At 38.0% G+C, this 22,066-nt stretch carries 20 protein-coding genes and 2 tRNA genes; 11 read left to right on the top strand and 11 right to left on the bottom strand.

What is annotated here, in order from left to right; translation table 11 throughout:
- Position 1 precedes the first annotated feature (1 nt).
- A complete protein-coding gene (locus CYK47_RS08960) occupies positions 2 to 430 on the bottom strand; it encodes a low molecular weight protein-tyrosine-phosphatase (RefSeq protein ID WP_122900947.1) in 429 nt (142 codons plus the stop codon).
- The gene (locus CYK47_RS08955; protein WP_122900945.1) at positions 430 to 1,533 is read right to left on the bottom strand and encodes a polysaccharide biosynthesis/export family protein; all 1,104 of its coding nucleotides are present in this window, start codon (positions 1,531 to 1,533) and stop codon (positions 430 to 432) included. Before CYK47_RS08955 ends, CYK47_RS08960 begins: the two co-directional genes overlap by 1 nt.
- A gap of 376 nt (positions 1,534 to 1,909) precedes the next feature.
- Between CYK47_RS08955 and tviB the strand changes: the two genes are divergently transcribed.
- The 11 genes from tviB (at position 1,910) to galE (ending at position 14,642) form a co-directional block, all read left to right on the top strand.
- Positions 1,910 to 3,187, top strand: a complete 1,278-nt coding sequence (tviB, locus tag CYK47_RS08950) for a Vi polysaccharide biosynthesis UDP-N-acetylglucosamine C-6 dehydrogenase TviB (RefSeq protein WP_122900943.1) — start codon at positions 1,910 to 1,912, stop codon at positions 3,185 to 3,187.
- A gap of 22 nt (positions 3,188 to 3,209) precedes the next feature.
- Positions 3,210 to 4,229 carry an NAD-dependent epimerase/dehydratase family protein gene (locus tag CYK47_RS08945; RefSeq protein WP_122900941.1) on the top strand — a complete coding sequence of 340 codons (1,020 nt, stop codon included), beginning with the start codon at positions 3,210 to 3,212 and terminating at the stop codon, positions 4,227 to 4,229.
- Positions 4,226 to 5,440 carry a lipopolysaccharide biosynthesis protein gene (locus tag CYK47_RS08940; RefSeq protein WP_122900939.1) on the top strand — a complete coding sequence of 405 codons (1,215 nt, stop codon included), beginning with the start codon at positions 4,226 to 4,228 and terminating at the stop codon, positions 5,438 to 5,440. Before CYK47_RS08945 ends, CYK47_RS08940 begins: the two co-directional genes overlap by 4 nt.
- Positions 5,441 to 5,465: 25 nt before the next feature.
- Entirely contained in the window at positions 5,466 to 6,683 is a 1,218-nt protein-coding gene (locus CYK47_RS08935) for an O-antigen ligase family protein (protein WP_122900937.1), read from the top strand.
- Positions 6,676 to 8,034: a phenylacetate--CoA ligase family protein gene (locus CYK47_RS08930; protein WP_252150268.1), complete on the top strand. Its 1,359-nt coding sequence runs from the start codon at positions 6,676 to 6,678 to the stop codon at positions 8,032 to 8,034. The genes CYK47_RS08935 and CYK47_RS08930 overlap by 8 nt, the downstream gene beginning before the upstream one ends.
- The gene (locus CYK47_RS08925; protein WP_122900935.1) at positions 8,031 to 9,173 is read left to right on the top strand and encodes a glycosyltransferase family 4 protein; all 1,143 of its coding nucleotides are present in this window, start codon (positions 8,031 to 8,033) and stop codon (positions 9,171 to 9,173) included. Before CYK47_RS08930 ends, CYK47_RS08925 begins: the two co-directional genes overlap by 4 nt.
- Positions 9,174 to 9,773, top strand: a complete 600-nt coding sequence (locus CYK47_RS08920) for a sugar transferase (protein ID WP_122900933.1) — start codon at positions 9,174 to 9,176, stop codon at positions 9,771 to 9,773.
- On the top strand, positions 9,766 to 10,431 hold the full coding sequence (locus CYK47_RS08915) for an acetyltransferase (protein ID WP_122900931.1): 666 nt from the start codon (positions 9,766 to 9,768) through the stop codon (positions 10,429 to 10,431). The genes CYK47_RS08920 and CYK47_RS08915 overlap by 8 nt, the downstream gene beginning before the upstream one ends.
- Positions 10,432 to 10,461: 30 nt before the next feature.
- Positions 10,462 to 11,631, top strand: a complete 1,170-nt coding sequence (locus CYK47_RS08910; protein WP_122900929.1) for a DegT/DnrJ/EryC1/StrS family aminotransferase — start codon at positions 10,462 to 10,464, stop codon at positions 11,629 to 11,631.
- A 111-nt stretch (positions 11,632 to 11,742) separates the two neighbouring features.
- Positions 11,743 to 13,617 (top strand): polysaccharide biosynthesis protein, encoded by a 1,875-nt coding sequence (locus CYK47_RS08905; RefSeq protein ID WP_122900927.1) that lies wholly within the window; start codon positions 11,743 to 11,745, stop codon positions 13,615 to 13,617.
- Between the two features lie 8 nt (positions 13,618 to 13,625).
- The gene (galE, locus tag CYK47_RS08900) at positions 13,626 to 14,642 is read left to right on the top strand and encodes a UDP-glucose 4-epimerase GalE (RefSeq protein WP_122900926.1); all 1,017 of its coding nucleotides are present in this window, start codon (positions 13,626 to 13,628) and stop codon (positions 14,640 to 14,642) included.
- 44 nt (positions 14,643 to 14,686) lie between these two features.
- Here the strand turns inward: galE and glmS are convergent, their stop codons facing one another.
- From glmS to CYK47_RS08855, 9 genes are all read right to left on the bottom strand, one after another.
- Positions 14,687 to 16,525, bottom strand: coding sequence for a glutamine--fructose-6-phosphate transaminase (isomerizing) (gene glmS / locus CYK47_RS08895; protein ID WP_122900924.1), 1,839 nt, complete (start codon positions 16,523 to 16,525; stop codon positions 14,687 to 14,689).
- 12 nt (positions 16,526 to 16,537) lie between these two features.
- On the bottom strand, positions 16,538 to 17,902 hold the full coding sequence (gene glmU / locus CYK47_RS08890) for a bifunctional UDP-N-acetylglucosamine diphosphorylase/glucosamine-1-phosphate N-acetyltransferase GlmU (RefSeq protein ID WP_122900922.1): 1,365 nt from the start codon (positions 17,900 to 17,902) through the stop codon (positions 16,538 to 16,540).
- Positions 17,903 to 17,922: 20 nt separating this feature from the next.
- Complete coding sequence (locus tag CYK47_RS08885; protein ID WP_122900920.1) at positions 17,923 to 18,399, bottom strand: phosphatidylglycerophosphatase A family protein; 477 nt, start codon at positions 18,397 to 18,399, stop codon at positions 17,923 to 17,925.
- A gap of 22 nt (positions 18,400 to 18,421) precedes the next feature.
- Positions 18,422 to 19,339: a thiamine-phosphate kinase gene (gene thiL, locus CYK47_RS08880; protein ID WP_122900918.1), complete on the bottom strand. Its 918-nt coding sequence runs from the start codon at positions 19,337 to 19,339 to the stop codon at positions 18,422 to 18,424.
- A gap of 15 nt (positions 19,340 to 19,354) precedes the next feature.
- The gene (gene nusB / locus CYK47_RS08875) at positions 19,355 to 19,804 is read right to left on the bottom strand and encodes a transcription antitermination factor NusB (protein ID WP_122900916.1); all 450 of its coding nucleotides are present in this window, start codon (positions 19,802 to 19,804) and stop codon (positions 19,355 to 19,357) included.
- A 4-nt stretch (positions 19,805 to 19,808) separates the two neighbouring features.
- Positions 19,809 to 20,279 carry a 6,7-dimethyl-8-ribityllumazine synthase gene (gene ribH, locus CYK47_RS08870; RefSeq protein WP_122900914.1) on the bottom strand — a complete coding sequence of 157 codons (471 nt, stop codon included), beginning with the start codon at positions 20,277 to 20,279 and terminating at the stop codon, positions 19,809 to 19,811.
- 18 nt (positions 20,280 to 20,297) lie between these two features.
- The gene (gene ribBA / locus CYK47_RS08865; RefSeq protein ID WP_122900912.1) at positions 20,298 to 21,413 is read right to left on the bottom strand and encodes a bifunctional 3,4-dihydroxy-2-butanone-4-phosphate synthase/GTP cyclohydrolase II; all 1,116 of its coding nucleotides are present in this window, start codon (positions 21,411 to 21,413) and stop codon (positions 20,298 to 20,300) included.
- A 443-nt stretch (positions 21,414 to 21,856) separates the two neighbouring features.
- Positions 21,857 to 21,932 (bottom strand) — tRNA-Gly (locus CYK47_RS08860).
- 46 nt (positions 21,933 to 21,978) lie between these two features.
- A tRNA-Gly gene (locus tag CYK47_RS08855) sits at positions 21,979 to 22,054 on the bottom strand.
- Between the last annotated feature and the right edge of the window lie 12 nt (positions 22,055 to 22,066).

The raw sequence follows: 22,066 nt of genomic DNA, 5'->3' as shown, positions 1-22,066 counted from the left end.
GTTAAATATAGTTTTTCCAATCAGCAATACAACGTTGTATTAGCTGACAGGTTTGATCAAACATGGCTTGGTCATGTTGATATGGATCGGCAACATCACATTGTTGCCAGTGCCCCAAACGAAAGGTTTTGCCCTTAGCAAAAGGCCACGTATGCTCAATATGTTTTTGTTGATTTTGACTCATCACTAAAACAAGATCCGCTTGTTTGAGCATGTCGCCAGTTAATTTTTTGGCAATATGGCCTTGCATATCAATATTTAAGCGTTGCATACACAGCAAAGCTTTGTCATCGGCAGGATGACCGCTTAAACCTTGAATACCCGCAGAATGAATCTGGAGTGTTGGAAACTCTTGTTTGAGTAAATATTCAGCCATGGGGCTACGACAGATATTACCCACGCAAACCACTAAAATATGTTGAAAGTTCATTACTGGCCTAAACGATCAAGATTATATAAGGCGTTTGAGAATGGAATAATTTGGTTCACAACACGCTGCCAACGTGCTAAACCTGATACATCAATATAGACAATATCATTGGCACGCATTTTAAACTGATTGGCCAAACCAAAATCACCAATGCTTGTTAAATCAATATGATAAACCTCAGTGCTGCCGTCACTAGGATGGCTACGCACCACGTAAATCTTACTACGGCTGCCAGACAGTGGATTCAACCCTTGGCTTTCACCTAACACGTCACCTAAGCTCATGCCTTGATCACGCATGGCGAGAGACTGATTTTTACCAGCCTCACCCATCACATAAACTTTTTGGTTTTCGCGTGAATTAACATACAAGGTGTCATTAGGTTGAATCAGCAGTTTATGCAGAGATAAACCAGCGCGTTCTAGCTCAATACTATTTAAGTGATAACTTTGACCCTGACGGACTAAGGTAATTGAAGTGTTATCTCCAAGCTGAGTATTTACACCACCCGCTAAACCTAATGCAGTATAAACGCTGGTCGGTTGGTCATTTAAATAAAACTGACCGCCTTTCATGACGTTACCTTGTACAGAGTAACGTTGTCCTTCATAAGATAAGACCCGAGCAATTACATCAGGGGTTTTTAAATAACGGGCTAATTGACTGCGTAATTCTTGGTTAACCTGCTGAATACTTTTACCCGCAGCTTTATAGCGTCCAATAATTGGAAATTGAATATAACCTTGTGAATCAATTTGGTAACCATTTGCTTGTACAGATTGATCTGAAGAGACCGATGTCACAGGCGGGGTAATTTCGGGGTAAGCCCATAAGTAAATTGATAGGATATCACCGCTACTCAGGCGATAATTTTTATGAGTATGATTAAATAAATGTGCGTAATCTTGGCGAATATTGATCTGTGCAGGCTGCACTGCAGTTAATGATTCAGGGGTGATTTTGACCACATTTATCTGAGAACCAAGTTCAGTTTGGTATACGCCTTCCTTTGGTAAATCATACGTTTGCAGACCGGAGGTAACTGCGCAACCCGTTACGGCTACACCGAAAGTGAGTAGAAATAAAGATTGGTAGAGTTTCACCCGAAGTCCTATATAAATCATTAATTTTGTAGATTTTTAGCGCAAAATTTTACTTAAAATGAGCATCTTGCTTGAGCTGTAATCATATATGGTCTTGACACAAGATCAAGAGTTATCCCTAAATTATTTCTATACTTATACAAGAGCAAAGCGCTCAGCATTAGTTGACTTTTGAACAAAATTCAATTGAATCAAAAATATACTCTTTAATAGCGTAAAATATTTAATATGCTTTTAATATTCTACGATTATTCATAGAGTTTAATGTAACTAAAATTAAAGCTTTTAGTTAAAAAACATTAAACCTTAATACAATTTCTGATATATTGTGCGCGGCTTTATCTGCTTGACTCTTATATAAATAAAAGGCTGTAGGATGTTACAACTCTCGGAAATAAAAATTGCAATTATTGGTTTAGGTTATGTTGGCCTACCATTAGCAGTAGAATTTGGTAAAAAAGTACCAGTTGTGGGGTTTGATATTCATCAAAAACGCATTGATGAACTTAAAAGTGGTCAAGACCACACATTAGAAGTATCACCAGAAGAATTAGCACAATCTACTCATTTAAGCTATACAGCGAATTTAGAAGACTTAAAAGACTGTAACTTCTTTATTGTGACTGTACCAACGCCGATTGATGAATTTAAACAACCTGATTTAACCCCACTGATTAAAGCTTCACAAAGTATTGGTCAGGTACTTAAAGCAGGTGATGTCGTCGTTTATGAGTCAACGGTATATCCAGGAGCAACTGAAGAAAGTTGTATTCCTGTTTTAGAGCAAGTGTCTGGGCTTAAATTTAACCAAGATTTCTTTGCCGGTTATAGCCCTGAGCGGATTAACCCAGGTGATAAACTGCACCGTGTCACCAATATTTTAAAAATCACTTCAGGTTCTACCCCTGAAGTGGCTGACTTTGTTGATCAAGTTTATAACTTAATTATTGAAGCAGGCACGCATAAAGCAGCCAGCATTAAAGTGGCAGAAGCCGCGAAAGTCATTGAAAACACCCAGCGTGATGTCAACATTGCCTTAATTAATGAACTGGCTGTGATCTTTAATAAAATGGGCATTGATACCGAAGCAGTACTTAAAGCCGCAGGTACAAAATGGAACTTCTTACCGTTCCGTCCTGGTTTAGTTGGCGGTCACTGTATTGGTGTAGACCCGTATTACTTAACCCATAAAGCACAAGCCATTGGTTACCACCCAGAAATTATTTTAGCCGGTCGTCGTTTAAACGATGCGATGGGGGCTTATGTGGTCACTCAGCTGGTTAAAGGCATGATTAAGAAAAAAATTCAAGTTGAAGGCGCTAAAGTTTTAGTGCTTGGTTTGAGTTTTAAAGAAAACTGCCCAGATATTCGTAATACGAAAATTATTGATATTGTGCATGAACTGCAAGAATACCATATTCAAGCTGATGTCTATGATCCTTGGGTAGATGCCGCAGAAGCTGAGCATGAATATAACATCACGCCAGTACAAGAGTTACAAAATGGTCAGTATGATGCGGTGATTCTAGCAGTTGCACATGATCAGTTTAAAGCGATGGGTGCCGCAGAAATTCGTGCATTAGGTAAAACTGAGCATATTTTATATGACCTAAAATATGTACTTGACCAATCTGAATCTGACATCCGTTTATAATTTGAATTAAGGAATATAAAGAATGAGCCAATATCAAAGCGTATGTGAGCAATTACAGCAACAGCCTAAAACTTGGTTAGTGACAGGGGTGGCTGGTTTTATTGGCTCTAATCTTTTAGAAACCTTATTAAAACTCAATCAAACGGTTGTGGGTTTAGATAACTTTGCAACAGGGAATCAACATAATTTAGACGAAGTGCAAAGCTTAGTCACTGCTGAGCAATGGGCAAAATTCCGTTTTATTGAAGGCGATATTCGTGAGTTTGCAGATTGTCAAAATGCCTGCCAAGGTGTGGACTATGTGCTACACCAAGCGGCTCTTGGTTCTGTACCACGTTCTATTGCCGACCCGATCACCACCAATGCTACCAACATTAGTGGTTTTTTAAATATGCTGACTGCAGCGCGTGATGCAAACGTTACAAGTTTTACGTATGCAGCCAGTAGTTCAACCTATGGTGATCATCCGGCATTGCCAAAAGTTGAAGAGAACATCGGTAATCCATTGTCACCGTATGCCGTAACCAAGTATGTAAATGAATTGTATGCCGATGTGTTTGCCCGTACTTACGGTTTTAAAGCCATTGGTTTACGTTATTTTAATGTATTTGGTCAGCGCCAAGATCCAAATGGTGCCTATGCTGCCGTGATTCCAAAATGGACAGCAGCTATGATTGCGGGTGATGATGTATTTATTAATGGCGATGGTGAAACTAGCCGTGATTTCTGTTTTATTGATAATACGGTACAAGCCAATATTTTAGCTGCGACAGCGCAAGATGAAGCTAAAAACCAAGTCTATAACGTAGCTGTAGGTGACCGTACTACGTTAAATGATTTGTTTAATGCCATTAAAACATCATTAAATGCAAATGGTGTAGTTTATTCAAAACAACCTGTATATCGTGACTTTAGAGCAGGTGATGTACGCCATTCACAGGCAAGTATTGCAAAGATAAAAACATTGGTTGGTTACGAACCGACGCATAAAATAGATGATGGAATTCAGTTAGCGACTATGTGGTATACAGATTTAACATGATAAGAATTCTAAAAAAAAACAATTTTGTTAAATCTGTCAGTATACTGAGTAGTGGAGTTTTTTTTGCTCAAATCTTAATGGTTTTTACCATTCCGCTACTGACTAGATTATATACTCCTTTAGATTATGAGAAGTTAACAATTTTTGTAGGTATTACACTAATACTTTCTGGTTTGTCAACCGGAAGGTTTGAAGTTGCTATACCTAAAAAAAATGAATTAAGTGAAGTGGTGAATTTAATCCACCTTTCTTTGAGCTTAAATATTCTATTTAGCATATTATATTTAACTCTCTATATCATATTAAGTTTATTTTTTGATTTAGAAAAATACTGGATATTAATTCCAATATGCTCATTTTTTATTGGATTGTATAACATATTCTATTATTGGGCCCTTTATAGAGAGAAATTCTCTGATATTAGTAAAACCAGAGTTTCTCAAGTTATAACTAGCAATTTAATTTCTATACTTTTTGGTTTTTTAGGTGTTGGTATTGGATTATTAGTAGGACATATAGTAAACTTTGCTACGGGATTTTTTAGATTGTCTAAAGACTATTTATTAAATTTTCATAAATATGAAAATAAAATCAATCTAAAAAAAACTTTTTATGATAATTCAAATTACATAAAGTTTGCTACACCTGAGTATATTTTTCAAAATATAAGTTATTATTTACCCTTGATTTACTTAACAACATTAGCTCCTTTAGTTGTTGGTTATATATTTTTATTAACAAAAATTATAAATATACCATTAAATCTAGTGGGTAGGTCTATTTCAAATATTTTTTATCTAAAAACAAAAGATAAAAATGATTATTTTAAATATTTTATAAAAAATTATATTTTTGGTTTTATTTTATCTAGTTCTTTAATAGGTTTCATGTGTGTAGTTATTTATTATTTTAATACATTTATATTTGGCGAAAACTGGAGTGGTATAAATGATATTTTGTGGTTAATGTTGCCTATTGGTGTGGGTCAGTTCCTAACGTCTACCTATTCAACAATATTCTATAATTTAAATAAAGAAAAGATCCTTATGTTTATATCAATGTTTGGTTTCTTTTTTAGAATTTCACCTTTTATTTTTTTTAAAGAAAGCATTGTAAATATGTTTTTGATATTTAATGGAATATTTTATGTCTTGTTTAGTATTTTAATATTTTTTTTAGTTTATCATTGGAAGTCTATTACGAATAGATAGAGTATATCTCCTGGAGTTATTTTAAATGATTTATTTTATTTTAGGTATATTTACTATCTTATCTGGTATAACTTGGACTGAGAGTGATGGTGGTATAGCATCTAGACTTACTTATGCTGATATATTTGGCTTTTTTATTATAATTTATTGCTTATTTTTGATTTTAATAAATAAAAATATCTTTTTTTTTCCGAAAACTTATAAGGCATATATTCCATTTTTGATTATAATGTTATTTTCTTCAATATTTTCTTTTAAATATGAAAAGGCTGTCTTTGAATATATTATTCATATTTTTATATTTGTTGTAAGTATTGCACTAATTAATATAGCTTATTACTCTAAAAATATTGATTTAAATAATATTTTTAAATCAATTCTATACGGTAGCTCTGTTATAGCTATTATAGGTTTACTACATTTCTTTATCTTTCCACAGTGGTTTCCTGGAACTGAAGGAGGATTGTCTGGAACTTTTAGAAACACTGGTCAAGCCGGAGCTTATTTTGGCTTATTTTTAGCTATTTTATTACCAGCTTTTTTGTCAAAAAAACTAAAACCTACCATTATTAACATTTCTTTATTCACAATAATAATTTTAGCTTTGATTTTTACATTTAAAAGGGCAGCTTTATTAGGTTTTTTTTCAGGATTGTTTTTTTTGATGATAGTAACAAGTTTTTCCTTAAATAAATATGATAAAAAAATATCTGTATACTGCGCATCATTGTTTTTTATATTTTTGATAATAATATCAATTTTTTTTAGCTGGGGGATAGAAAACATTCCAGGTATGCAAAATAGATTTGAATCTAAATTTAATGAAGATACTGTCGAAAATTTTACAGAGGGTTTCTTTGCTGAGAACCTTAGAGTGATGATTAGTGCTTTTTGGGATAAGCCTATATTAGGAGTAGGTTTTGGTAATATTTCAGGAGTTTATAGTGAAGTCTATGAAATTCATAGTTCATATATGTCAATTATAGCAGCAGGCGGTGTACTAGGTTTTATTGCATATTTATATTTTATGTACATGTTTTTTGATAGTTTGAAAAGTAAATATATTAGTGGTGACTGTAAAAGATATTTATATTATTTTTTTCCTTTTTTTATAGGGTTGATAATATCTTGGGGTTATACTTACCACTTAAGAAAAAGAGAATTTTGGATTCTTTTTATGGTAATTAGTTTAGTTGTTTTGATAGGCAAAAAATTGTCTAAAAAAGGTGATATCCATGAATAAAGAGAAAGTTTTACGAGTTTTACCGTACTTTTTTCAAAATCTATTAGTTACTTTGTTTAACGTGAACCAATATAAAATGCGACATAGTGGTAAATATTATTTTTACAAAAACTATTATAAAAAAATAGAGAGTATGAATGAATTCGAGTGGCAAGAGGAAATGAACAAGAAAAAGCAAGACTTTCTTGATTATGCGACCCAAAACTCTAATTGGTATAAAGATTATAGAGGTAAAGAATTAAGTGAGTTTCCTATTCTTTTAAAAGAACATGTAATCAATAATCTAAATATAATAAAAACAATTTCTGAAGAAAAAGGTAAAGTTAGCTTAACAGGGGGTACTACGGGTGCCTCTATGAAAGTTATATACACTCATCAGGATGTACAAGAAAGATTCGCTCTTATTGATAATTTTCGCGCGAAGCATGGATATAGTTTAGGTAAAAAAACTGCATGGTTCTCAGGTAAAAATTTGGTTACTCAACATGACATAGAAAAAGGTATTTGCTCCCATTATGACTTTATAAATAAAATAAGATTTTATTCGACTTTTTTAATTAATGAAAAAAACTTTGATGTTTATTGGAAATCTTTAAATGAATTTCAGCCAGAATTTATGGTTGGATTTCCCTCTAGTGTATTTGAAATCTGTCAGATTGCTAAATCTAAAGGTTTAAAATATTCGGGTAAGGTAAAAATTTTTTTTCCAACGGCAGAAACTGTGTTGGCGGAACATAGAGAGGTTATCTCTGAAATTTTAGGTTGTAAGTTGGTGGACCAATATGCATCCTCTGAGGGGGCACCATTAATTCTGGAATGTGAAGCTGGTCATCTACATATTCATCCTTTGACAGGAATATTTGAAGTTGTAGATGATAATTTGCAACCGACTACATCTGGTCAGATGTTAGTTACATCTTTTACAACACATGGTACACCCTTAATACGTTATCGTATTGGAGACTCGATTACCTTGTCAGAGCCTTCAAAGAAATGTAAGTGCGGATCTACTTTTCCTTTAGTAGAAAGCATTCAAGGACGTACAACTGACTATATTTTTTCACCAGCATATGGCAAAGTAAATCTAGGTAATATTAGTAATTCAACAAAAAATGCTAAAGGTATTATTTGTTTTCAGCTTATTCAAGATAAAATAGACCATATAGAAGTAAAGCTTGTTGTAAATAATGAATTCACTAATGATGAAGAGTTGAATTTTATATCTGCATTGCGTGAAAGAATAGGAAATGATATTCAGTTGGATATCAATTATGTGGAAAATATTCCTAAAGAGAAGAGTGGAAAATTTAGAATTGTAAAGAATAATTTGGCGCTTAAGGATACAAAGTGAAATTTTTGATTATTTCTAGTTACTTGCCTTCTGTTTTAAATTTTCGTGGAAAACTTCTTGAAGCTATTCAAGAAAAAGGCTTCGAAATTCATATTTTTTCCCCTCATGTTGATAATTTTCCTGAGCAGAAAATTAGATTAGAAGCATTAGGTTATGCTGTATATGATGTACCAATGCAACGCACAGGTACAAACCCAGTTGCTGATTTTAACACCCTATTGGTAATGTACAGACTTATTAAACAGATTAAGCCAGATTACGTATTGTCTTATACTATTAAGCCTGTGATATATGGCACACTCTCAGCATGGATGGCTAAAGTACCAAAGCGTTTTTCCCTAATTACAGGGTTAGGCTATGCCTTTCAAAATGTAGAAGAGGGTAGTAAACGTAGCCTATTTCAAAAGATAGTTCATAACTTATATAAAAATGCTTTAGCCCATACGCATAAAGTATTTTTTCAAAATCCAGATGATCTAAAACTATTTCAGGACTTTAAACTCATTAACAAGCAATTGCCTGCTGTTGTGGTCAATGGTTCTGGGGTAAATGTTTCTGACTTTAATGTATTAGCTTTACCTATAGACCAAAACCAAGAAACCAAAATTTCCTTTTTACTTATAGCACGGCTATTAGGTGATAAAGGCGTGCGTGAATATGCAGCTGCAGCAAAAATAATAAAAAAACAATATCCGCATGTAGAGTTTAATTTGGTGGGTTGGATTGATGAAAACCCTAATGCTATTTCTCAGGCAGAATTAGATACGTGGATTGCAGAAAACACTTTAAACTATTGGGGCAAACTCAGCGATGTACGTCCTGCAATTGCTCAAAGTTCTATTTATGTCTTACCTTCCTATCGTGAAGGTACGCCACGTACTGTATTAGAAGCAATGGCAATGGGTCGCGCAATTATTACTACAGATGCACCAGGCTGCCGTGAAACCGTGATAAATGGTGATAATGGTTTCTTAGTCGAAGTAAAATCTGTAGACAGCCTTGTGCATGCTATGCAGCAATTTATTCAACAGCCCGATTTAGTTGTTAAAATGGGTCAGCGTTCGCGCCAAATTGCATTAGAAAAATATGATGTGCATCAAGTCAATAAACATATGATGCAAGAAATGGGCTTAATTTAAATGTTAAAACGTTTACTTGATATTATTATTGCAGGAACTGCATTAATTATTCTTTCTCCTTTATATTTTTATGTTGCTTATAAAGTTCGTAAAAATTTAGGATCACCAGTCATTTTTCGTCAGGTACGCCCAGGTTTACATGGTAAACCATTTGAAATGATTAAGTTTCGTACTATGACAGATGAGCGAGATGCACAAGGCAATTTATTACCTAATGAAGACCGCTTACCTAAATTTGGCAAAATGCTACGTTCAACAAGTTTGGACGAAATGCCAGAGCTTTGGAATGTGATTAAAGGTGATATGAGTATTGTTGGGCCACGTCCATTACTTATGGATTATTTACCCTTATATAATGCAGAACAGGCCAAACGCCATAACGTACGCCCTGGTATGACAGGTTATGCTCAAGTCAATGGTCGAAACTCAATCAGCTGGGAAGAAAAATTTAAACTAGATACATGGTATGTCGAAAATCGCTCTACATGGCTTGATTTTAAAATCATGTTTCAAACAGTAAAAAAAGTTTTGATTAAAGAAGGTATTAATCAATCTGAAGAAGTCACTATGACTCGTTTTACTGGAAACAAAGATGAGTAGTAATAAGATATTATATGCTATTTATGGAGCAAGTGGCTTTGGCCGTGGTGTTATGCCTTTAGCTAGAAAACAATTGAGTCATCTTGCTACACAAGATTATGAGCTGGTCTTTATTGATGATGGTGAAAATAGTGCCTTAGTTAATGGTCATAAAGTATATAATTTTGATGAGTTTACGAAGTTGCCTGCTCAGGAAAAATATGTTGCCATTGCAATAGCCAATAGTAAAATTCGAGAGAAACTTGTTGTAAAGCTGAATTTAGCAGGTATTAAAACTTGGTCTGTTTATGCAGATACAATGATTATGATGGATGACGTGAAGATAGGTGAGGGTGCAGTATTATGTAACCATGTGCACCTCACCTCAAACATTCAGATTGGTAAATGTTTTCATGCCAATTACTTTAGTTATGTCGCACATGATTGTGTGATTAGTGATTATGTTACCTTTGCACCTGGGGTAAAGTGCAATGGTAATATTCATATTCATGATCATGCCTATATAGGCACAGGTGCGGTTATTAAACAAGGTAAACCAGACAAACCTTTAGTGATTGGTAAAGGTGCCATTGTAGGTATGGGCGCGGTGGTGACCAAAAGCGTACCCGCAGGCGTGACCGTTGTGGGTAACCCCGCACGAATTTTAGAGAAAAAATAAATTTAGCTTTTAAATATTTTAGGAACCATCATGTTAAACACTGCATTTGAACCATGGCCAAGCTTTAGTCAACAAGAGGCTAATGCTGTATCTCAAGTTTTACTCTCTAATAAAGTTAATTATTGGACGGGACAAGAGTGCCGTGAGTTTGAAAAAGAGTTTGCACAATTTGCCGAGACTCAATATGCAGTTGCACTTGCCAATGGTACTGTTGCATTAGATGTGGCTTTAAAAGCATTAGGTGTAGGCGCGGGTGATGACGTGATTGTTACCTCACGTACCTTTTTAGCTTCGGCAAGTTCAATTGTAACCGCAGGCGCAAATCCAATTTTTGCCGATGTAGAGCTGGATTCACAAAACATTTCACGTCGCACTATTGAAGCAGTATTAACGCCAAATACCAAAGCCATTATTTGTGTGCATTTGGCAGGTTGGATGTGTGATATGGATCCAATTATGCAATTGGCGCAAGAAAAAGGTCTTTATGTGATTGAAGACTGTGCCCAAGCGCATGGTGCTAAATACAAAGGTAAATCTGCGGGTTCTATTGGTCATATTGCAGCATGGTCATTTTGCCAAGACAAAATTATGACCACGGGTGGCGAGGGTGGCATGGTCACCACCAATGATGAAAGCCTGTGGAAAAAAATGTGGTCATATAAAGACCATGGTAAAAACTTTGACAGCATTTACAACAAACAACACCCGCCGGGTTTCCGTTGGTTACATGATTCGTTTGGTACCAACTGGCGCATGATGGAAATGCAAGCGGTGATCGGTCGTTTACAGTTAAAGCAAATGCCAGAATGGACAGCTCAGCGTAATGCCAATATGCAAACCATCTATGCAGCATTTGCCGATAGCCCATATTTTACGGTGCATCAGCCTTCAGAGCAGTATGAACATGCAGCATATAAATGCTATGTTCAAGTGAATATTGAACAATTGCCACAAGGTTGGTCGCGTGATCGTATTATGGCGGAAATCAATGCACTGGGTGTACCATGCTTTAGTGGTTCATGCTCAGAAGTGTATTTAGAACATGCTTTTGATGATACACCATGGCGTCCAGCCCAGCGTTTAACCAATGCACAACAATTGGGTGAAAGCAGTTTAATGTTCTTGGTACATCCAACTTTAAGCACTGACAGTATGGATAAAACCGTAGCTGCAATTCATGAAGTGATTGCTCGTATCTAAATCCAATATAACAATAGGGTCAGGTAAGACCTGACCCAATTTAAAATTTTGCTATATCCATAAGTTGCAAGACTTATAATTTTTATGCACCGCATTGAGTAGAAAAATTCTGTGAAGTCCATCATTATTCGTTTGGTAGAATCGCCACGCTTAGCAAAACAATTATTTTTAATTTTATTAGATTTAGCTATTTTTCCAGTATTAATTTGGCTATGTTATGCATTAAGAGCGTTTAACTTAGGGGCAGAAGTCGTACCTAACCTTGCTTTTGGTTCAGTTTGGGTAAGTGGACTTGCAGTGTCTGCTTTGGCTATCTGTGGTATTTATCGTTTTATTGTACGGAGCTTTAACGAAGCATTTATTACCCGTTTAGCCTTGGCTACGGGTTTAGCAGTGATTAGCTTATTTGTTTTAGCTTACCTAAGCCATGCTTTTATTCCAACTTCAATTCCATTGATGTTTGGTTTTATGATGTTTGCTTGGATTTGGTTGAGCCGGGGTGTCATTCGCTTTTTGGTGCGCGCTTATACGCATAGCAATATCTTGCGTAAACGTGTGGCTATTTACGGTGCAGGCTATGCAGGTCAGCAAGTTGCCGCAACCCTACAGCGTTCCGATGAGCATACGGCCGTATTTTTCTTAGATGATAAACCGTCTTTAGCACGTCAAATGATTGGTGGTTTACGTGTGTATGCGCCTAAAGATGCTTTAGCACAGTTTGAAAAACAAAATATTGATGAAATTTTAATTGCACTGCCTTCGGTTAGTCGGGTGCGTAAAAGTGAAATTGTAAAATTTTTAGAACCAGCACATATTAAAATTACCGAAATTCCAGGTTTAACCAAATTGGTAGATGGTGAAATTCGTATCTCTGATATTCAAGAAGTGGATATTATTGATTTACTTGGTCGTGATCCTGTGCCACCAGTACAGCATTTGCTGACTAAGAATATTAAAAATAAAGTGGTGATGGTCACAGGCGCGGGTGGTTCTATCGGTTCAGAACTGTGTCGTCAAATTATTAAAAACCAGCCTAAACAGTTAATTATCTATGAATTAACTGAATTTGCGCTATATAGCATCGACAAAGAATTAGGTTTAAATAGCCAAATTGAGATTATTCCGGTTTTAGGCTCTGTGCTTGATCAAGCCAAATTAGAACGTGTGATTGAGCAGTATGCCGTTCAGACGGTTTATCATGCAGCGGCCTATAAACATGTACCTTTAGTGGAATGTAACCCTATTGCAGGTTTACAAAATAACTCAGTAGGTACGGCATTTAGCGTAAATGCTGCGGTTAAAAAAGGCGTAGAAACTTTTGTACTCATTTCCACCGATAAAGCTGTGCGTCCAACCAATGTGATGGGTGCATCCAAACGTATGGCAGAGCTCTATTGTCAGGCTATGGCAGCGGCACAACAAAAAACGCAAATTAGTATTGTGCGTTTTGGTAATGTACTCGGCTCATCAGGTTCGGTCGTGCCATTATTTAAGCAGCAAATTGCCAAAGGTGGCCCAATTACTGTGACGCATCCAGATGTCACGCGTTACTTTATGACTATTCCTGAAGCATCACAGTTAGTGATTCAAGCGGGTGCTTTGGGTACGGGCGGTGATGTATTTTTATTAGACATGGGTGAGCCTGTGCGTATTCAAGATCTAGCACGCCAAATGATTGCTTTAAGTGGTTTAAAAGTGCGTGAAGAGGGCAGTATGAGCGGTGATATTGCAATTGAATATTCAGGTTTACGTCCGGGTGAAAAACTCTATGAAGAGCTATTGATCGATCAAGAAGATACCGAAATTACTGAACACAGCCGAATTTTACGTTCATTTGAAAAGCAGTATCCTTTAGATGAGTTACTCGTTGTATTTGAACGTTTAAATCAGTTAACTGCAGTAGATGATGATATTCAATGGGCACTTACTCAGCTTGAGCATTATGTTGATGGTTATCAACGTGGCAAAGAGATTAGAGTCAATTAAGGATTAATATGAGTACAATTTTAGTTACAGGTGGAGCTGGTTATATTGGCTCGCATACCTGTTTACAACTCTTAGAACAAGGTGATCAGGTTATTGTGTTAGATAATTTATCTAACAGCTCTACTGAGGCCCTTCATCGTATACAACGCCTTGCCAATAAAGCACTTACGTTTATTGAAGGTGATATTCGCGATAGTCAGTTACTTGAGCAAATTTTTAATGACTATCAAATTGATGCAGTCATTCATTTTGCGGGTTTAAAAGCGGTAGGTGAGAGTCAGACCAAGCCACTTGAATATTTTGACAATAATATTTCAGGTTCAGTGACTTTATTGAATGCAATGCAAAAGGCGCAGGTATTTAATTTAGTCTTTAGTTCATCTGCTACGGTGTATGGTGAAAAGCATGTATCACCGCTGAATGAAAGCATGTCTACGGGTAATACCACCAATAATTATGGTTATACCAAACTGATTGTTGAGCAACTGCTACAAAAATTAGCGTTGAGTGAGCCACGTTGGTCTATTGCACTATTACGTTATTTTAACCCAGTAGGTGCACATCACAGTGGTCAAATTGGTGAAGATCCGCAAGGTACACCTAATAATCTAATGCCGTATGTGACTCAAGTGGCTGTAGGTCTAAGAGAGAAATTGTCTATTTTTGGTGATGACTATGACAGCATAGATGGTACAGGTGTACGGGATTATATTCATGTTGTTGACTTAGCCAGTGCACACTTAGCAGCGCTACAATATCGTTTAAAACAAACGGGTTGTGATGCTTGGAATATTGGTACTGGTCAAGGAGTATCGGTACTAGAAGTAATAACAGCCTTTGAACAGGTCAATGGTGTAAAAGTCAATTATGAGTTTGCACCACGCCGTGATGGTGATATTGCGACTTGTTTTGCGGACAACACTAAGGCCGTGACTGAGCTCGGTTGGCAGCCTCAATTCGGATTATCCGACATGCTACGCGATAGTTGGAATTGGCAAAAAAATAATCCGCAAGGTTATCGTTAAACAATAAAAAAGGGCGCTTGAAGCGCCCTTTTTTATATAAGGTATTATTCAACTGTTACCGATTTGGCCAAGTTACGCGGTTGATCGACGTCAGTACCACGTAATACCGCAACATGGTAAGACAACAATTGTACAGGTACACTATACACAATTGGCGCTAAAATTGGACTAATGCGTGGTACAGCTACGACGTGTTGACGATCTTTACTGGTGATGCCGCTGTTTTCATCAGCAAAGACAAATAGTTCACCGCCACGCGCTTGTACTTCTTCCATATTCGATTTAAGTTTATCAAGCATGTCATCTTGCGGTGCTAAAATCACCACTGGCATATCATTGTCTACCAATGCCAATGGGCCGTGTTTGAGTTCACCTGCTGCATAACCTTCGGCATGAATATACGAAATTTCTTTAAGCTTTAAGGCGCCTTCTAAAGCAATCGGGAACTGTGTGCCACGACCTAAGAATAGACAGTGTTGCTTTTCTACAAACAATTCAGATAAACGCAAAATTGAATTGTTATTTTGCAGGGTATCTAAAATCACTTTTGGTGTGTGCCAAAGTTCAGCGGCAATGGTAGAAATTTGTTCAGCACTAATCGTGTTTTTAACCGTACCAATTTTAAGTACCAACAGCATTAACGCTGCAAGCTGCGTGGTAAAAGCTTTGGTCGAAGCTACACCAATTTCAGGACCAGCTAAAGTTAACAAACTATGATGCGTTTCACGAATCATGCTTGATGTAGCCACGTTACAAATGGCCATGGTGCTAATATCTAAGCCTTTAGCTGCCGCACGTTTTTGTGTATCACGTAGCGCGGCTAAAGTATCGGCTGTTTCACCTGATTGTGAAATGCATAGATATAAGGTATTGCCGACAACGACTGGCAGGCGATAACGGAATTCGCTGGCAATTTCAACTTGGCAAGGTAAATCAATCAGTTGCTCAAACCAATATTTAGCGATCATACCAGCATGGTAACTGGTACCGCAGGCAATGATTTGCACTTGCTGAATTTTTTCAAAATCTACCACTGCATCTTTTAAGAAATCAGCACGTAATGTGTTGCCATCTAGTGCTTGCGAAATCGTTTGCTGAATGGCTTCAGGTTGCTCATAAATTTCTTTGAGCATGTAATGCTTATATTCGCCTTTAGAAGCATTGCTGACTGTCGCATCTAATTCTTTTACTGGACGTTCAACTAGCTTGCCATCCACAAAAACTTCAATGGTATTACGGGTTAAACGTGCAATATCACCTTCTTCAAGGTAGATAAAACGATTGGTAATTGGCAATAATGCCAGTTGATCGGAACTAATAAAGTTCTCGCCAATACCAACACCAATCACCAAAGGTGAACCTTCACGTACCGTGATCAGTTCGTCAGGATGTGAAGTATGTACGATACCTAGCGCATAAGCACCTTTAAGCTTGGGTACCACTTTCTTTACAGCTTCTAACAAGCTTGGTGTGGTTTTAAGCGCATCATTGACTAAATGCGCAACAACTTCAGTATCCGTTTGTGAAGTAAATACATAACCTAAAGCTTGAAGATCATCTTTAAGTTCTTGATAGTTTTCGATAATACCGTTATGTACTACAGCAACGTCACCTGAAATATGCGGATGGGCATTATTTTCAGTTGGCTTGCCATGTGTTGCCCAGCGGGTATGCGCAATACCCAATGACCCAGTGATATTTGATTCTTTAACCGCTTGATCAAGATTAGCAACTTTACCCACACGGCGTTCACGTAATACTTGACCTTGGCTGACTAAGGCTAGACCTGCTGAGTCGTAGCCACGATATTCAAGACGCTTTAGACCTTCAATTAAAATACTGGTAATACTACGTTCTGCAACGCCACCAACAATACCGCACATATTTAAATCCTCTTATTTTTTAACCTTTTGGGGGCGTGGATAATTTTCTTTTACCAATTGTTTGCTACGTTCAAAGGCAAGACTATGGTCTGCCACATCACGGGTAATGACTGAGCCAGCACCCACGGTTGCACCATTACCAATGGTGACAGGAGCCACTAATGAGCTATTTGAACCAATGAACGCTGCATCGCCAATCACGGTTTTAAATTTATTGGCACCATCGTAGTTACAGGTAATCGTGCCTGCACCAATATTTGAGCCTGCACCAATTTCAGCATCACCTAAATAGGTAAAGTGATTGGCTTTTGAACCTACACCTACGCTTGAGTTTTTCACTTCAACAAAGTTACCAATGTGTACTTCATTGGCAAGTTTGGCACCTGGACGTAAACGCGCAAACGGCCCAATCTGTACATTTTCACCCACCACTGCATTTTCAAATACGCTATATGGCTGTACTTTAGTCCCTGCTGCAATCGTGGTGTTTTTAATTACGCAACCTGCACCAATTTCCACGTTGTCGCCTAAAGTCACATCACCTTCAATAATGACATTAATATCAATGCGAACGTCTTTGCCAACAGTTAAATCACCACGTAAATCAAAACGACTTGGGTCAATTAAATGCACGCCTTGTTGCATTAAGCTTTTGGCTTGAAAGGCTTGGAATTCACGCTCTAAGGCTGCTAGTTGTACGCGATCATTGACACCTTCAACTTCAAAAGCCAATGTTGGTTCAACAGATGCAACGGTCATACCATCCGCTAAAGCCATGGCAACAATATCGGTTAAGTAATATTCGCATTGGGCATTGTCATTAGACAATTTTGGTAGCCACTCATGCAATTTGGCATTGCTCACGCAATAAATACCAGTATTAATTTCTTTAATTTGACGTTGCTCATCTGAAGCATCTTTATGCTCCACAATCGCTTGAATCGCACCGTTATCACGCACAATACGTCCATAACCCGAAGCGTCAGGTAGGGTCAGTGTGACTAAGCCAATACCCGTTTCTTGGGAAGCATCGAGTAGACGTTGTAAAGTATCTTGTGTCACACACGGTACATCACCCGATAAAATTAACGACATACCCTCGTTTTTAAGCACTGGCAGCGTCATTTGTACCGCATGACCTGTACCAAGTTGCTCGGCTTGTTCGACCCAATCAATCTGTTCAGCTGCAAAGGCTTGTTGTACTAAAGCGCCGCCGTGACCGTAGATTGTAATAATATTATTGGCGTTTAATTTCTTGGCAGTGGCAATCACATGACCCAATAATGGACGCCCTGCAAGTGGTTGTAATACCTTAGGTAAACTTGAACGCATGCGCGTGCCTTTACCGGCAGCTAAGATAATAACGGTCGTAGACATGAAAAATCCTACTTAATGATCTATGTCATTGTGAAATGTAAGTATGCCCAGATACATAATGCTGCCCAAATACCCGCGATAATATCATCGAGCATGATGCCAACGCCCCCACTGACTTGGCGATCTACAACATTGATTGGCCATGGCTTCCACACATCAAAGAGACGAAAAAGCCCAAATCCAATCAGTACCCAGAAGAAGCTCATTTGACCTAAGTAAATGAGAGGTAAAAAAGTAATAGACTGTCCTGCGAACTCATCCCAGACAATACGCCCGTCATCATGTACTTGCATGATTTGAGCGGTCTTTCCACAAATATAAATGCCAAGCAAAGACATTAGGACGATAGCTAATATAGTGTGTATAAAGCCAAATGCAAGCCAAATAGGAATAAATATCAATGCGAAAGCTGAACCAAATGTGCCTGGTGCTTTAGGGAGTAAACCTGAGCCAAAGCCAACGCCACAGAACACAATACTACGTTCTAACCATGACATTTTTTTGAAATGAATAGGTGGTTTATGCAAAGTGTTGATATCCGTGAAAATCTAGGGAGTAGGTCTGTCCATATTGTAAAAGTTTTAACCCAGCTTGTGCTTGTATTGTACCAATTTTCTGATAAGTCACCGGCAAATTGAGCTGTTGTAGACGAGCGTAATGTTCGGGGCTAATGGTAAAACACAATTCGTAGTCATCACCACCTGCTAAAGCATAGCGATAGCGCTGTTGCTCATCTAAAGCAGCTAATGTGGCACTTAGCGGTAAATTATTGACTTCAATCACTGCACCCACTTGAGATGCCGTTAAAATATGGGTTAAATCTTGGGCTAAACCATCTGAAACATCAATCATACTTGAGGCTAAGCCTTTTAGAGCTGAACCTAATTCACAACGCGGTGTTGGATAGTCAAGACGTTGTTGTAGTGGATGACCTAGATGTGCGAGGCCATAAGCAGCATCACCAACAGTACCACTGACACAAATGTAATCGCCTGGCTTTGCACCAGAACGGAGTACCCCTTGACCATGTTCAATCCAGCCAAGAGCAGTCACGGTAATCGTTAAATGTGGGCTTTGTGTGGTATCACCACCAATTAAACTCACTCCAAATTGATCGCAACAATCATATAAACCCTGACTAAAGCCTTTGAGCCAGTCATGATCAATTTGGGGTAGGCTTAATGCCAATAAAATACTATGCGGTTTGGCACCCATTGCAGCAATGTCAGATAAATTGACTGCTACAGATTTCCAGCCAATCGAATGGGGATCGGTATCTAAAGGAAAATGCCGACCTGCGACAGAAGTATCTGCGCAAATCACCAATTGTTGACCTTTTGGCGGGGTGAGCAGGGCTGAGTCATCACCCACACCTAAAGCGACAGAATTTTTATTCTGTCGATTAAAATAGGTGTCAATAATTGAAAACTCAGCCATCACAACAAACCAAAATTAATTTGCTTGTTGTTTTTCTGCTGCACGTAAAGTCGTTGCTAAGCGATCTAATACACCATTGATGTATTTGTGGCTATCGGCACCGCCAAAATGTTTCGCAAGCTCAATTGCTTCGTCTAATACGACGCGATACGGAATTTCAAGATGTTCTTGAAGTTCATATGCGCCTAAACGAAGGGTCGCAAGTTCAACGCCATCTAAGGCAGTTAATTCACGATCCAGCACAGGGATAAGCAGCTCATCAAGAGCTTCTGAGTTTGCAACCACTTGAGTCAACAATTCATGATAGTAGCCAAGATCCACTTTATGCATAGCATTGTCGGCACGTGTGCGTGCTTCAATTTCATGCACAGGGTTGTGGCTCATTTGCCATTCATAAATACCTTGTACAGCAAAGCGACGTGCTTTACGTTTTGCTGCATAAGTTGCTTGAAGTGTTTGCGACATAGCGTTAAATAGCCTTTAACAAGTTAACCATTTCAATAGCAGTTAAGGCAGCTTCACTACCTTTGTTGCCTGCTTTCGTACCAGAGCGTTCAATCGCTTGTTCGATACTATCCGTAGTTAATACACCGTTAATTACTGGTAAGCCAGTATCTAGACCAACAACGCCTAAACCTTTGGCACATTCCCCCGCAACAAAGTCGAAGTGAGGTGTGCTACCACGAATTACCGCGCCAAGAGCAATGATTGCATCAAACTTATTGGTTGCTGCTAATTTCTTAGCCACAACTGGAAGTTCCCAAGCGCCGGGTGCATGAACAACAGTGATATTATCCTCTGATACACCATGACGTTTCAATGTATCAATTGCACCTTCTAGTAAATGTTCTACAACAAAACTGTTAAAACGACCTACTAAAATCGCATAACGGTCTTCGTTCGCGAGATGTAACATACCTTCAATACGGCGAACAGCCATAATAACCTCGATGATTTCTTAAGATGTTTGATTTGCGGTGATGTATTCCACCACTTCTAAGTTAAAACCTGAAAGTGCATTAAAACGTAATGGCGAACTTAACAGTTTCATTTTTTCTACGCCTAAATCGCGTAAGATTTGTGCACCAACACCAATGGTTTGGTATTGCTGCGACAATGCTGCATTGGATTTAGTTTTCTTAGGTGCGGTTAAGCTGTCTAAAGCTGGGCCTAAATCTGGTAAATGACGTTGCCCAATCCACACCAAGACACCGCGCTCGCTATGTGCAATTTCTTTTAAAGCACGATCTAGGTTCCAAGCAGGTTCGCCATCTTGTTTATTAATTTTAAGCAGGTCACGCGCAGGGCTAAAACCGTGTACACGTACAGTGGTCACACCGTCTTTTGGCTCGCCTTTGACTAATGCTAAATGAATATCTGGATTACCAACTTCACGGTAACGGAATAATTCAAATGTACCGTATTCGGTTTCTAATGTTTGTTGGTCTAAACGCTCTACCGTTTGTTCATTGGTCATACGATAGTGAATTAAGTCTGCAATCGTACCAATTTTAAGACCATGCTTTTCAGCAAATACTTCTAAATCTGGACGGCGCGCCATGCTGCCATCTTCATTAATAATTTCACAAATCACAGATGCTGGCTCAAGACCTGCAAGACGTGATAAATCACAACCTGCTTCGGTATGACCAGCACGGTGTAATACACCACCTGGCTGTGCCATCAGTGGGAAGATATGACCGGGTTGTACAATATCAGCGGGTTTAGCATGCGCTGCCACCGCAGTTTGAATGGTATGGGCACGCTCTGCAGGCGAAATACCTGTTGAGATGCCTTCAGCCGCTTCAATAGAAAGCGTGAAATTGGTACCGTGCTGGGCCCCGTTAGCATCGACCATTAAAGGTAGATTTAATTGTTGGCAACGCTCTTTACTCAACGTTAGGCAAACAAGGCCACGCGCATGCGTGATCATAAAGTTGATGTCTTCCGGACGCACGTGCGTGGCAGCAATCACAAGATCACCTTCATTTTCACGGTCTTCGTCATCCATAAGAATGACCATTTTTCCTGCACGGATATCTGCTACAAGCTCTTCAACTGTATTGAGCGGCATCAACCTTCACCTTCTTGTTTGTCTCAACGGACATTTCATTGCATTGATTGTGGGTATAGTCTAACGCTTTTATAGGGCTTTTGACTATGCTTATTGCTTTTCCCTAAAGTCCATTGTTATACACAGCACTATGCACTTTGAAAAGAGGGAGACTTTAGGTTGTGTTGATTATGCAGTGTGTTTTAGTCAATAAAATGCATAAAAACTGCGAAAAATATCAGAAAAAATGCAAAGTTAAGCAGTTTTAAGACAATTTAGCCTAAAATTGCTTGAATGTTCACTGCATCAAACTTTAGTGGCAGAGTGGCTTATTTGTTTATTCTCCATCCACTGCCGATTGAGCGAGGCAAATTCAGATAATACAACGCAGACCAAATCGTCGTTGTAAACTCAAACAATAGGCGAAAAAAAACCCTGATATAAAATCAGGGTTTTTTAGAATCTGGAGCGGGAAAGGAGACTCGAACTCCCGACCCCAACCTTGGCAAGGTTATGCTCTACCAACTGAGCTATTCCCGCGGAGTCTATTCGGTTTTTTAAATAAAAAACTAAATCAAAAAAATTTTGGAGCGGGAAAGGAGACTCGAACTCCCGACCCCAACCTTGGCAAGGTTATGCTCTACCAACTGAGCTATTCCCGCGGAGTCTATTCG

It is taken from the genome of Acinetobacter sp. B51(2017) (genome assembly GCF_003711395.1).
In the GTDB taxonomy this organism is placed as follows: Bacteria; Pseudomonadota; Gammaproteobacteria; order Pseudomonadales; family Moraxellaceae; genus Acinetobacter.
Note: the sequence above shows the minus strand (reverse complement) of the source record. Positions and strands in the feature narration are given on the sequence as shown.

What these genes read in the sequence shown, in the direction of transcription:
- tviB (WP_122900943.1), top strand. Translation starts at nt 1,910, where the DNA reads ATGTTACAACTCTCGGAAATAAAAATTGCAATTATTGGTTTAGGTTAT.
- CYK47_RS08935 (WP_122900937.1), top strand. Translation starts at nt 5,466, where the DNA reads ATGATTTATTTTATTTTAGGTATATTTACTATCTTATCTGGTATAACT.
- CYK47_RS08945 (WP_122900941.1), top strand. Translation starts at nt 3,210, where the DNA reads ATGAGCCAATATCAAAGCGTATGTGAGCAATTACAGCAACAGCCTAAA.
- ribBA (WP_122900912.1), bottom strand. Translation starts at nt 21,413, where the DNA reads ATGCCGCTCAATACAGTTGAAGAGCTTGTAGCAGATATCCGTGCAGGA.
- CYK47_RS08920 (WP_122900933.1), top strand. Translation starts at nt 9,174, where the DNA reads ATGTTAAAACGTTTACTTGATATTATTATTGCAGGAACTGCATTAATT.
- glmS (WP_122900924.1), bottom strand. Translation starts at nt 16,525, where the DNA reads ATGTGCGGTATTGTTGGTGGCGTTGCAGAACGTAGTATTACCAGTATT.
- galE (WP_122900926.1), top strand. Translation starts at nt 13,626, where the DNA reads ATGAGTACAATTTTAGTTACAGGTGGAGCTGGTTATATTGGCTCGCAT.
- CYK47_RS08940 (WP_122900939.1), top strand. Translation starts at nt 4,226, where the DNA reads ATGATAAGAATTCTAAAAAAAAACAATTTTGTTAAATCTGTCAGTATA.
- CYK47_RS08885 (WP_122900920.1), bottom strand. Translation starts at nt 18,399, where the DNA reads ATGTCATGGTTAGAACGTAGTATTGTGTTCTGTGGCGTTGGCTTTGGC.
- glmU (WP_122900922.1), bottom strand. Translation starts at nt 17,902, where the DNA reads ATGTCTACGACCGTTATTATCTTAGCTGCCGGTAAAGGCACGCGCATG.
- nusB (WP_122900916.1), bottom strand. Translation starts at nt 19,804, where the DNA reads ATGTCGCAAACACTTCAAGCAACTTATGCAGCAAAACGTAAAGCACGT.
- thiL (WP_122900918.1), bottom strand. Translation starts at nt 19,339, where the DNA reads ATGGCTGAGTTTTCAATTATTGACACCTATTTTAATCGACAGAATAAA.
- CYK47_RS08930 (WP_252150268.1), top strand. Translation starts at nt 6,676, where the DNA reads ATGAATAAAGAGAAAGTTTTACGAGTTTTACCGTACTTTTTTCAAAAT.
- CYK47_RS08915 (WP_122900931.1), top strand. Translation starts at nt 9,766, where the DNA reads ATGAGTAGTAATAAGATATTATATGCTATTTATGGAGCAAGTGGCTTT.
- ribH (WP_122900914.1), bottom strand. Translation starts at nt 20,279, where the DNA reads ATGGCTGTTCGCCGTATTGAAGGTATGTTACATCTCGCGAACGAAGAC.
- CYK47_RS08910 (WP_122900929.1), top strand. Translation starts at nt 10,462, where the DNA reads ATGTTAAACACTGCATTTGAACCATGGCCAAGCTTTAGTCAACAAGAG.
- CYK47_RS08960 (WP_122900947.1), bottom strand. Translation starts at nt 430, where the DNA reads ATGAACTTTCAACATATTTTAGTGGTTTGCGTGGGTAATATCTGTCGT.